This is a genomic window from Rhizobium sp. P2_G2 (genome assembly GCF_056403555.1).
In genome coordinates, this window is sequence record NZ_JBFUFF010000158.1 from 1 (window position 1) to 9,987 (window position 9,987).

General features: G+C 58.8%; 11 protein-coding genes. 9 read left to right on the forward strand and 2 right to left on the reverse strand.

The window, feature by feature from the left end:
• Positions 1 to 67: 67 nt before the first annotated feature.
• Complete coding sequence (locus AC1D06_RS39945; protein ID WP_477991042.1) at positions 68 to 1,309, reverse strand: glycoside hydrolase family 5 protein; 1,242 nt, start codon at positions 1,307 to 1,309, stop codon at positions 68 to 70.
• 115 nt (positions 1,310 to 1,424) lie between these two features.
• Here AC1D06_RS39945 and AC1D06_RS39950 point away from each other — a divergent pair, with 115 nt between their 5' ends.
• The 7 genes from AC1D06_RS39950 (at position 1,425) to AC1D06_RS39980 (ending at position 7,892) form a co-directional block, all read left to right on the forward strand.
• A complete protein-coding gene (locus AC1D06_RS39950) occupies positions 1,425 to 3,332 on the forward strand; it encodes a heparinase II/III family protein (RefSeq protein WP_477991043.1) in 1,908 nt (635 codons plus the stop codon).
• A 185-nt stretch (positions 3,333 to 3,517) separates the two neighbouring features.
• On the forward strand, positions 3,518 to 4,525 hold the full coding sequence (locus tag AC1D06_RS39955; RefSeq protein ID WP_477991044.1) for a sterol desaturase family protein: 1,008 nt from the start codon (positions 3,518 to 3,520) through the stop codon (positions 4,523 to 4,525).
• A complete protein-coding gene (locus AC1D06_RS39960) occupies positions 4,522 to 5,679 on the forward strand; it encodes a GNAT family N-acetyltransferase (RefSeq protein ID WP_477991045.1) in 1,158 nt (385 codons plus the stop codon). The genes AC1D06_RS39955 and AC1D06_RS39960 overlap by 4 nt, the downstream gene beginning before the upstream one ends.
• Before the next feature lie 147 nt (positions 5,680 to 5,826).
• A complete protein-coding gene (locus tag AC1D06_RS39965; protein ID WP_477874016.1) occupies positions 5,827 to 6,417 on the forward strand; it encodes a transglutaminase-like cysteine peptidase in 591 nt (196 codons plus the stop codon).
• 251 nt (positions 6,418 to 6,668) lie between these two features.
• On the forward strand, positions 6,669 to 7,109 hold the full coding sequence (locus AC1D06_RS39970) for an NUDIX domain-containing protein (protein WP_477874014.1): 441 nt from the start codon (positions 6,669 to 6,671) through the stop codon (positions 7,107 to 7,109).
• 161 nt (positions 7,110 to 7,270) lie between these two features.
• Entirely contained in the window at positions 7,271 to 7,492 is a 222-nt protein-coding gene (locus AC1D06_RS39975; RefSeq protein ID WP_477874012.1) for a hypothetical protein, read from the forward strand.
• Positions 7,493 to 7,589: 97 nt separating this feature from the next.
• Positions 7,590 to 7,892: a hypothetical protein gene (locus AC1D06_RS39980; RefSeq protein WP_477991046.1), complete on the forward strand. Its 303-nt coding sequence runs from the start codon at positions 7,590 to 7,592 to the stop codon at positions 7,890 to 7,892.
• Between the two features lie 382 nt (positions 7,893 to 8,274).
• Here the strand turns inward: AC1D06_RS39980 and AC1D06_RS39985 are convergent, their stop codons facing one another.
• Positions 8,275 to 8,424: a hypothetical protein gene (locus tag AC1D06_RS39985; RefSeq protein ID WP_477874008.1), complete on the reverse strand. Its 150-nt coding sequence runs from the start codon at positions 8,422 to 8,424 to the stop codon at positions 8,275 to 8,277.
• Between the two features lie 194 nt (positions 8,425 to 8,618).
• Between AC1D06_RS39985 and AC1D06_RS39990 the strand changes: the two genes are divergently transcribed.
• Both AC1D06_RS39990 and AC1D06_RS39995 read left to right on the forward strand, forming a co-directional pair.
• Complete coding sequence (locus AC1D06_RS39990) at positions 8,619 to 9,047, forward strand: hypothetical protein (protein WP_477874006.1); 429 nt, start codon at positions 8,619 to 8,621, stop codon at positions 9,045 to 9,047.
• Between the two features lie 427 nt (positions 9,048 to 9,474).
• Positions 9,475 to 9,987, forward strand: a 513-nt coding sequence (locus AC1D06_RS39995; protein WP_477991047.1) for an acyltransferase family protein, incomplete at its 3' end; no start/stop codon positions are given.

Below are 9,987 nucleotides of genomic sequence, written 5' to 3' on the forward strand. Positions count from 1 at the left end.
CAATATGAAAAGGCAATGCATTCGCGCCATCGGCCCCCACCTTGCAACAACGACAGTCTGGCTGAAATCATTGCAGCCCAAGGGCATGAAGCATCTCGGCATCGGGAATGGCTGGCCCTTTGGGCAGGATGACGCTCATGCCGTAGGGGTTGGAATATTCCCAGATCGACCAGGCAATGCCGTAGCGCTCTGCCTCGTGGCGGAGTGCGGTGAGATAGCGCAGCCTATCGGCATCATAGGCGCCGGTGCGGCCGTCGTCGGAGATCAGCATGGCGCCGAATTCGCCCATGAACAGCCGCTCGGTCGGGATGTTGTGCGCCAGCGCCCAGTCGACAGCCTGCTTGATCCGCGCCTGCAACTGCTCCTGCCCCCAGTTCTCGGCGAAATATTTGTTGATGCCGGGTCCGACCAGAGCCAGGTTTGCCGCCTGCCCGGCCTCATCGAGCCCAGCCGCGGCCATATGCTGCCTGAGATGCGCCAGAACCTGAGCCCTCGTCCCCATATTAGCGGGCCATGGCAGGCCGGAACTGAATGTCCGTTTGTCGTCGGCGCGCTGATGGGTAAAACTGTGCGGCTCGTACATGTGGAAATTATAGTAGAGGTTCGGGTCGTCGAAATTGGGATTGAGGTTGATGAGCCCGGTAATGGCGCCGCCGCAGGCGCCAGTGACGATGATGGTGAGATCCCGGCTGACGGAACGGATGTCGGCGACGGTCGACGCCATGATCCGCTGCCAATCGTCCGTACCTCCCGCACCACAGGGATAATAAGCCGGCTCGTTATAGGGCTCCAGCGCCACCTTATCGGCACCGATGCCAGCGAGCATGGTCGCGACATCCTTAACCATGGCCCGGTAGCGGGTGACGCCATCGCTGTCGGCGCCGTCATAGATCATCTGCATGCTATAGGCCGGAACCTGACTGACAGCATGCAGATCGAAAACCACCTTGAGGCCGGCGGATGTAACGCGGTCGATATCCGTGGCGAGCACCGCGAGCGCCTCTTGCCTCTGGGCACCTTCACTTGCGACCAATGGACCGGGATCGACGGTCAGGCGGACGAAATCGAAGCCCAGCGAGCGGATATGCAGGAATTGATCGCCCTCGGGCCAATCAGTGATTGGCCGGCTGCCGCCGAGCCATTCCGCCTCGCTGCGATACGGCGGCCAGCGATAGGAGCCGTCAGGCATCACCGGCGCCCAGTTCAGCCATTCATGCAATCCGACTCCGCGGGACAGATGCAAGGTCGCCGCCTGTGCCATTGCGGAACAGGCGAGGAAGAATGCCAGAATGCAAAATAGTCTCTTCATGCCAACCTCCTCGACGCCCGCGGCAATATTAACCGCAGCGGTAGAAAAGCAAATGACAGTTCATGGCTTTTTGCCTGCCATGGTGTATCGAGGAATGGACTGGCTTGGAGGCCCAATGAAACTCGGTTGGTACATCAATCGATTGCGCAACATGGAGCTGGCAGAAATACTGCATCGGCTGGTCGAGCATCGAAGCCGTGCCGCCTCGCGCGGTCGCGACGAAGGCTGGACGCGCTATGCGGCGAGGCCAATCCATCCTGTATTTCCTGATTTTGGCGAGCGCGTGACTGCCGCGACAGAAGCACAGCGGCAAGCCATTGCGCGAGCCGCGGAAGCCACGCTTGCCGGGCGGTTTTCGGCGCTGGGCCAGGATTGGCCTGCGCGCGATCCCACGTCGCTGTTTCCACCCGATCTGTGGCGGCTTGACCCGGTGACCGGGACACTTTGGCCGGGCGCCGATGCCTATGCGTTCGACATCGACTTCCGGCACGACGGCAGCCGCAGCGATATAAAATACGTGTGGGAGATCAACCGGCTGCAAATGCTGCCGGCGCTTGCAGCGTACGTGCTGCTCGAAGACGACGCGCGCAGCCTCGCGGCGATCGAAGCAGCCATAGAAAGCTGGCACCGCGCCAACCCGCCATTCCGCGGCGTCGGCTGGTTGTCGGGCATCGAGGTGGCGTTGCGCGCCATCAGCCTGATTGTCACCTGCGACCTCCTGGAGGGCAGGATGAGCGATGCCACCCGCCGACGGGTTGGTGAAATTCTTCTCGCCAGCGCCTATTGGCTGCCGCGCTTTCAGTCGCGTTTCTCCTCGGCCAACAATCATCTCGTTGCGGAACTGGCGGGCGAATTCCTGATCGGTCTCGCGCTGGAAATACCCTCGGGTACAGCCCATGAGGTGCTGCAAGCGAAGATGCTGAAGCAGATCCTGCCGGATGGCAGCGGTGCCGAGCAAAGCCCGACCTATGCAGCCTTCACGGCGGAACTGGTCTTGCTATGTGCGCTGGCGGCGCGCGGCTCCGGCCAGCCCTTCTCGCCTCAGGTCGAACAACGTCTCGGTGCGTTCGCCGATTTCATTGGTCAGTTCGGAGACAAGACCGTGTCGTTCGGCGATGACGACGAGGGGCGAGCGTTGACGCTGGGCAATGAGGCCGACTATCCGGCGTCCGTCGCTGCCGCCATAGCCGGCTTCTGCCGCGAGCCCGGTATTTTGCCCATGGCAGGCGACTTCCGCGCCGTGCTGTTCGCCGCGCCGCCAGCGGCCATGCCAGCGCCCACCGGACTTACGACATTCCCGGAGGGAGGCTTGAGCGTCTGGCACGGTGAGATCAACAGCCGCCGCATCCGCCTGACATTCGACCATGGCCCACTCGGCTACCTGTCGATTGCAGCCCATGGCCATGCCGACGCGTTGGCGCTGACACTATCGATCGATGGTGTGCCTGTGCTCGTCGATCCCGGCACCTGGCTCTACGGTTCCGGCGGCGTGTGGCGCAAATGGTTCCGGTCGACGCCCGCGCACAATACGCTCAACATCGACGGCGTCAGCCAAAGCACCGTGGCCGGCGCCTTCAACTGGTCTCACAAGGCTGAGGCGAAGCTGATCGAAAGCCGGCCTGAACCGAACTGGCGGCTGAGCGCTCGCCAGGACGGCTACCAAAGGCGCTACAGTGTCGTCCACGAGCGCACGCTTTCGCGAGACACAGGGGGAATTGCCGTCATCGACCGCCTGATCGGCGCCGCCCGCGAGGCGGAAATCGTCTTTCAGCTTGCCGCCGGGCTTGCGGTCGATCGTGACAGCAATCGGGTGGTGGTGCGCCGCGGCGACGAGCCACTCCTGGAGATGCATCTTCCCGACACGGCAATCGAAATCTCCACCGGAGGAGACAGGCCGGGTCAGGGTGGCTGGGTGTCGCCCAGATTCGGCATCCGGGAGCCGGCCCAACGTGTGTCGTGGCGGGGCAAAGTGGACGAAGGTGGTGTCCGCAGCTGGTTGTTTCCGGTACAGCGCCAAGGTTGAAATCGGCGTGTTTTGCATATTTTAGCGATAACGCAGTGTTGATTCGGCTTCCCGCCGGAAATGCTATCCGGTATCGTGATGCACAACTATGTCATAGAACTGCATTAACCACGTGAGGCGGCATCCGGCCGTCCCTCGGATGTCTCACTTGTCACGGTTATCGTATCCGCGACCAAGGAGCCGGCATGTTGTTTGATTTTGTCAGTGCGGTCACGCGCAAGCTGGTCGGGATCGACCTGGTAACGCCCGGCCTCATTCTGCTGACCGCGCTGATCTGCGCAGTGATCGCCTATTTCCGCGTGGTCAAGGAGAGGTCGATCCGGGATTTCTTCGATTTCATGTTCCCGACGGAAATCCTTTTCCACCCATCGGCCAGGGCCGATGCGCTTTTCTGGGTCACGAAGAAGCTGGTCGGACCGTTCCTGTTCATCCCCGCCGGCGTGACTTTCGTGACCGCCGTGGGTTATGGAACCAATCGATTGCTGGGCGGGCTCTTTCATATCGACACGCCACTGATCGGCGGGCCAGCAGGACCGGTGACCATCGTCCTGTTCACGATCAGCATGCTGCTCGCCTACGACATTTCCTATTATGTCTATCACTACGCCCAGCATCGTTTTCCCTTCCTCTGGGAACTGCACAAGGTGCATCACTCCGCCCAGGTCATGGTGGGCATCACCAAGGATCGGGTGCATCCGCTCGATGATCTGATGAACCGCATGTGGGATGGCGTCATTCCCGGCATCTGCTTCGGCATGTGGACGCTGATCGCGCTCGATCCGGTCGAGGTGACGATTTTCGGCATCAATGTCTATGTCGTGCGCAATATCCTGATGATGGATTTCGTCCGCCACACGCATCTCAAGATTTCCTTCGGCCCGATCAACAATCTCGTTCTCTGCCCGCATTGGCACCAATTGCACCACAGCATCGACCCGCGGCACTACGACAAGAATTTCGGTCTCCTGTTCTCCTTCTGGGACCGGCTGTTCGGAACTTTGGTCGTGCCGGCACCACAGGAAGATTTTCAGTTCGGACTGATCGACCGCGACGTGGGCGACTATCAGTCGCTGTTCGGCCTCTGGATCCTGCCGCTGAAGAAGATGTGGTGGCAGGCGCAGAAACCCTGGCGCAAACTTTTCGGCCGTGGCCAGGACGAACTGGTGCGGACGCAGGACGGGCCTAAATCATGAGCGTGCTCGCATCGCAAAGCGAGGCCGGCCTCGACAGGTTGGAAATTGTCCGTTCCGCAGACCGGCTGGACGCCGTAGGTCCCGCCTGGATGGAGCTCTGGCAACAGACCGATGGATTGATCTTCCAGAGCCATGACTGGATTTCCGCCTGGTGGCGAACCGCTGTTGATCGCGACCGCAGGGCGCTGCGGATCGGTCTCGTCTGGCGGGACGACAGGCTGTTGGCGATCATGCCGCTGGCGATCGCCCGGCGCAAGGGACTACGCTTCCTCGAATGGGCCGCCGGCAGCTATTCCGATTACGGCAATATCCTGATGGCGCCGGAATGCCCCTCAGAGGCCCTGACGCGGCTGTGGAACGAGCTGTCGAGGCCTGGCGGCTTCGATCTGGCCTTTCTCTATCGCCTGCTGCCGGACACGCCGGCCAAGGCATTTTTCACGCCGACCACGGCAGGCAGTATCAGGCTCGGACTGCATCCACGCAGCGAAGTCAGCCACCGGGTCACGGGATCTTGGAAGGACGGCGCCGCATGGTTCAACGGTCTTTCGAAAAAGACCCGCAAAAACTACCGCCACGGACGCAACACGATCGAGAAATCCGGCGATCTCAGATTTCGCCTGGTGCCGCCGGACGAGCCGCTCGCTCCCCTTCTGACGCGGCTTTCCGTGCTCAAGGGCAAATGGCTCGCCGAACGCGGCCACCAGTCCGCTCTGTTCGAGGACGACGCCGAGACGCTGACGGCGCTCGTCTCGGTACTTCTGCGTGCCGGCGTGCTGCATATCTTCGTGCTGGAAAGCAACGAAACGGTCATCGCCATCTCGATCAACTTCATCCAGCGCGGCATGATGATGGCCTGGGTGACAACCTTCGATCCGGACTTCGCCTCTTCCTCGCCCGGCCTCATCCTGATGATGGAATATATCAAATGGTCGTTCGACCAAGGCCTTGGCACGGTCGATTTCCTCTGCGGCGGCGAGGCCTTCAAGGAACGGTTCGCGACGCAGTCCGTGGTATTGGAATCGCTGATGGGCGCGCGCAGCCTCCGCGGCTCGCTGGCGCTTATCGCCGACCGCGTCCGGCGCAACATCCAGGCAAGGCGGGCCAGGAATCCGGCCGACGTGCCGGCTGCAGACCGCGACCCCGATGTTGATTGAGACGGTGCGCGTCAACAATATCAACCACGCCGGGTCTGCCTGAGGCCGTTTGTGAAACAGCGATCGTTAAATATTGAACGTTCGACTTGAGCAGAGTTCCACCTTTCAAAGCTATCTTCTCCCGCAAACATGGCGTGGGAGTTTTAGATGACAACTCTACTCAAAATTGTGGCGACGGCTGTCCTTGCGATATCTTTCATCCCGGATTCGGCATTTGCGTTCGGTCTTGGCGGCGTGACCCGCGTGCCCAAACCGGAGCTCAATGCACTTTATCTGAAGGAAGGTGGACGGGTTACCGCGCCCTTCGCTCACGTCGTGTTTTGCGTGCATCAACCCGCCGATTGTTCGGCGTCCAATGGCCCGGATGCTATCGATCTTACGTCCGACAAAAGGCGTGAGCTCGTCTCGGTAAACAGTGAGATCAATCACGACATTCTCCCCGTCAACGATAGCGGCAATGACACATGGTCTCTGGCGCCGCGTGAAGGCGACTGCGAGGACTTTGCAATCACCAAGCGCCACGCTCTGATTGCCCACGGCTGGCCCGCATCCGCGCTGCGCCTGGCCGTCGCCCACACGGCCTGGGGAGAGGGTCACCTCGTGCTCGTCGTGCGGACCAACAAAGGCGACCTCGTGCTCGACAATCTCACCGGGGCTGTGCGCAACTGGCGAAAAACCGGCCTGCAGTGGGACATGATACAGGCCTCGAACGATCCGCGGATTTGGCACAAGTTATAATCCTATCCGATGACGTTGAGGCCAAGCCTCGATTGGTACGGGTGCGCAATGGTTAGCGGGTAAGGTTACCGGATGAACGGCATTGCATGGTGCCGGTCCCGCGGGCTACCCACCCGAAATCATCAATTACGGCACTCCCCATGCAAAACAGAAACAGCACCGGCCATTGGACTTTGTCGCTCGCACTCATAATCACAATGGCACTGGCAGCTTTTGTCAGTCACATGCCTGCATCGTGAGCGGTGAGGAGCATGCGCTTCCTCACGAAACTTGTCGTCCGTGCCTTTTACATAGCTCTCTGGGTGAAACAGAGAGCCACAATTGGCGCACAGGTGGCCTTGGTGCATGAAGGCAACGTGCTTCTCGTGCGCCATTCATACAAGCCGGGCTGGCACCTCCCGGGCGGCGGCATCGACCCGCCCGAAACGCCGGAAAATGCGGTGGCGAGGGAACTGAGAGAAGAGGTCGCGATCACTCTAACCTCCCCGCCGACATTTGTCGGCGTGTTCCCTAACCCAACGGCGCAGGCCAGGGGCGACTATATCATGGCGTTCCGTGCGGCAGGGTTCACCGAAATGCCGAATTTAAAAACGAGCTGGGAAATCGCCGAGACGAAATGGTTTCCCCTTCAGCACCTTCCCTCGGATTGTTCTGCCATTTGCCGCCGGATCATCGATCTCCTTGATACCTGAAATTTGTGGCATGCACCGAATTCTGATACAGTAAGCGTCAGACATCGCACAGAAGCCGATCGTCTCTGTGCCGGGCAGCGAAAGCGAGCGCGGCGGCAGAGCGAGTTTCGGAATCATTTTCGCCCTGATATAGGGAGACGCTTAACACCAGGATCGCTACAATGCGCACTCTCATTCTCGCACTGGCTTTGGCCAGCCTTTTCGCAGGCATCGCCGACAGCCAAACCTATTCGACGACGACCAAGAAACGTCACGGGATTAGCGGCGATATCAGCGGGGCCATCTCCGGCGACACCGTTCAGCCACGCCAGCGGCAGCAGCAATACCAGACCAATCGACCCGGGTGCTACAAGGTCGCTAAGGGTCGATATACCTGTCGATAGTATCATTGCCGACACAGCGATAGAGAACATTTCGACTGGCTATTGACCGGGATATCAGGCCGCCCAATAAATCCGGGGGGTACAAAAGGAGATTGGGATGCGCCTCACATTATTTCTCATACTGCTTGCGTGGGCAGGAATGAGCGACGCGGCAGAGCCTTTGAAGCTCAAAGCCGCCACCATGGCAGAGATCCAGACTTATCTGCCGGGTGCGCGACATCTCACCGAACGTCGTGATGGCTATCTCTACGGCTCGAAGAGCCGAATTGGATACCAGATCGGTGATGGGCATATGTGCCTTCGCTATCCAGGCGGGCGTATCGAGTGCGTCAAAATCCTGTCAAACGGGAGGCGTTTGCAGATGATCGACAACCGCGGCAATCGGCAGTGGCTGAACTAGAGCATGCTCTGAAAGAGATCGGAAGGCGTGTGAGCGTCCGGTAAGGTTAACTTTTGGTCCGCCTTGAATTCGGCCGGTTGCCCGCGATATCTCCGTTCGCCCGGAACGGAGATCCGATCATGGTCAAGGCTTGGTTTATTTTCGCGCTTCTGGCGCAGCTTTCTTGGCTCGTTTTTCTAGCCTGGGGCGCGCTTCATCTGTTGCTGTCGATGCGATAGACGCGAAGCGCATGAGGACGCGACGGCTATCCGAGCAGCCAATAGACGCCCAGGAAAATACCTATCCATATAAAAACTGACAGCTCGAAGCTCAGCAACAACGCTTGCAAGCGATTCATGGCATCTCCTCCCCCGAGATACAATCCCGGTTTACGCCGAAGACACTACCGGCGCAAGCGGACAACTGCATTGATATGGGGCAATTGCTTCAGTTTCTCGCCGATATCTGATGGAATGCCGATTTTGTCGGTCCTTGGCTTCGATTGAGCGGGGCCGATCGTCTCTTCAGCGGTGTTGCCATCGCGTTCGATCATCGAGCATTTTTCGGCGCCATCCGACCCGCGGCATAAGTGGCGCAGCGTCTGAAGCTGGCTGGAGCTCCCTCAATTCTACCATCGGCTGGTCACGCCACGTCAGCTTACGGCGTTTCCACGCTCCTCTCACATTTTTGTTGCACCGCACAAAAAATCGCCTAAAGTCTGTTGAATAGGCTGCTCGGAGAATTCGCATGGTGCGGTCGCTCGATACGTCATTGTCTCTGCTGGAGCTCGCAGTCCATCACGGAAGCCGGAGTGGCGTGGACCGAATAAAGGAACTCGGTGACGAGTTCGTTGAAAATGGGCGCGAATTTGCCAGTTTCCGCGGTATCGACCCGACCCCGTTGGACACCCTGCTCCAGCGGCTCAAGGAGCTTGACCTTTCGCTGAGATTTGGCAATTCGATCCGTATCGACCTTGCACGCAAGGAGGCTTTGGCGACGATTGCGAGCATACGCGCCAAAACGCCTCTCCTCACTTCCGAGGCATATGAAATGCTTTTGCCTTCCTGGCTGACGGGGCAGTGGCGTAGGGGGTCAAAGGATGCACTGCGCCCTACTGCCGCCAAAACGACCGGAAAGGACACGCGAAAGTCACCTCATCGAGGCGAGTGCGATTGACGTAAGCAATTTGGCATAACTCGGGCGCTTGGATACGTGTTCGTGCCGACGGGGCTCGCTATCTTGATTATCTCAGCAAGTTGAGGGAGCTAGATTTATTGATCGCCGCACCGCACTTGTTATGGATCTTGCGGCTGGCGGGAAAACCTCAGGGTTTTCGTCGCCTGGGACAACGCCCCCGTATGACGTGAGATTTCGCTCCGTACTTCAGTTTTATCGGCCCAGTCTTGCCGTTCCTTCATCAGCCGAGGCGATGAAGTCCTTAAAACGGAGTTCTCCGGAAACTACGTCGCGAATTCTTAGCATCCGGCGGGTTGCCAGCATGGAGACGGCAGACGCCGGGGGGCGTATGTAAAATTAATAGATCGACGCCAAAATCAACTATATCGTATATATGTGCGAGCGGTGGTCAGGGTGTCAGTTCAACATGCAGAGCAAAGCAGAGATTTGGTCGATCCAGTACCTGCGCGCAATCGCTGCGGTATCTGTGGTCGCCTTCCACATGCTGCAGGGACATTGGCTATTTGATTTTGGCAAATATGGCGTCGATATTTTTTTCGTCATCAGCGGGTTCATTGTGGTCGCGATTACAGACGGGCGCTCTGTGACCCCGCGCCGGTTCTTTCTGGACCGCCTGACGAGGATCGTCCCGCTCTATTGGGCAGCCACCGCCATGGTGATTTTTCTCGGTTGGTACGGCGTCTATACCACGCCCATGGAAAATTCGCTTTCAGCTGGATACATATTGAAGTCTCTCTTTTTCATACCGGCAGAGGCTCCCTATTCGAGCCAGAACATCTGGCCTTTATATTATCTCGGATGGACCCTAAACTACGAGATGTTTTTCTATGCGGCTTTTGCCAGCATGCTGTTGCTGCCGATTTCTTACAGATTAACCGTCCTAACCCTCACTTTCATCGCTCTGGTCTCGATCGGGTTC

Bases quoted from the DNA above. Each gene is read 5' to 3' on its own strand.
- AC1D06_RS39980 (WP_477991046.1), top strand. From the start codon at position 7,590: ATGCGCCTCACATTATTTCTCATACTGCTTGCGTGGGCAGGAATGAGC.
- AC1D06_RS39965 (WP_477874016.1), top strand. From the start codon at position 5,827: ATGACAACTCTACTCAAAATTGTGGCGACGGCTGTCCTTGCGATATCT.
- AC1D06_RS39975 (WP_477874012.1), top strand. From the start codon at position 7,271: ATGCGCACTCTCATTCTCGCACTGGCTTTGGCCAGCCTTTTCGCAGGC.
- AC1D06_RS39960 (WP_477991045.1), top strand. From the start codon at position 4,522: ATGAGCGTGCTCGCATCGCAAAGCGAGGCCGGCCTCGACAGGTTGGAA.
- AC1D06_RS39950 (WP_477991043.1), top strand. From the start codon at position 1,425: ATGAAACTCGGTTGGTACATCAATCGATTGCGCAACATGGAGCTGGCA.
- AC1D06_RS39945 (WP_477991042.1), bottom strand. From the start codon at position 1,309: ATGAAGAGACTATTTTGCATTCTGGCATTCTTCCTCGCCTGTTCCGCA.
- AC1D06_RS39955 (WP_477991044.1), top strand. From the start codon at position 3,518: ATGTTGTTTGATTTTGTCAGTGCGGTCACGCGCAAGCTGGTCGGGATC.
- AC1D06_RS39970 (WP_477874014.1), top strand. From the start codon at position 6,669: ATGCGCTTCCTCACGAAACTTGTCGTCCGTGCCTTTTACATAGCTCTC.
- AC1D06_RS39990 (WP_477874006.1), top strand. From the start codon at position 8,619: ATGGTGCGGTCGCTCGATACGTCATTGTCTCTGCTGGAGCTCGCAGTC.
- AC1D06_RS39985 (WP_477874008.1), bottom strand. From the start codon at position 8,424: ATGATCGAACGCGATGGCAACACCGCTGAAGAGACGATCGGCCCCGCT.